1 rRNA gene is annotated in these 786 nt (G+C 55.7%); it reads right to left on the bottom strand.

Annotation, left to right across the window (positions count from 1 at the left end):
* Positions 1-786: ribosomal RNA gene (locus tag ACFOW4_RS30200) — 23S ribosomal RNA — on the bottom strand; the annotation flags it as partial.

Below are 786 nucleotides of genomic sequence, written 5' to 3'. Positions count from 1 at the left end.
CACTTGACCAGTGAGCTATTACGCACTCTTTAAAGGGTGGCTGCTTCTAAGCCAACCTCCTGGTTGTCTATGCGACCCCACATCCTTTTCCACTTAGCACACGCTTAGGGGCCTTAGCTGGTGATCTGGGCTGTTTCCCTCTCGACTACGAAGCTTATCCCCCGCAGTCTCACTGCCGCGCTCTCACTTACCGGCATTCGGAGTTTGGCTGATTTCGGTAAGCTTGTGGGCCCCCTAGACCATCCAGTGCTCTACCTCCGGCAAGAAACACGCGACGCTGCACCTAAATGCATTTCGGGGAGAACCAGCTATCACGGAGTTTGATTGGCCTTTCACCCCTAACCACAGGTCATCCCCCAATTTTTCAACATTGGTGGGTTCGGCCCTCCACGCGGTCTTACCCGCGCTTCAGCCTGCCCATGGCTAGATCACTCCGCTTCGGGTCTAGGACACGCGACTGAATCGCCCTATTCAGACTCGCTTTCGCTACGGCTCCCCCACACGGGTTAACCTCGCCACATGCCACTAACTCGCAGGCTCATTCTTCAAAAGGCACGCCGTCACCCCGCAAGGCTCCGACGGATTGTAGGCGAACGGTTTCAGGTACTATTTCACTCCCCTCCCGGGGTACTTTTCACCATTCCCTCACGGTACTCGTCCGCTATCGGTCACCAGGAAGTATTTAGGCTTACCAGGTGGTCCTGGCAGATTCACGGCAGATTTCAGGGGTCCGCCGCTACTCGGGAACACCCACAGAAGATTGGCAACTTTCACCTACCGGACTTT

Source organism: Micromonospora sp. GCM10011542, from assembly GCF_042650685.1.
Taxonomy (GTDB): Bacteria; Actinomycetota; Actinomycetes; order Mycobacteriales; family Micromonosporaceae; genus Micromonospora.
Note: the sequence above shows the minus strand (reverse complement) of the source record. Positions and strands in the feature narration are given on the sequence as shown.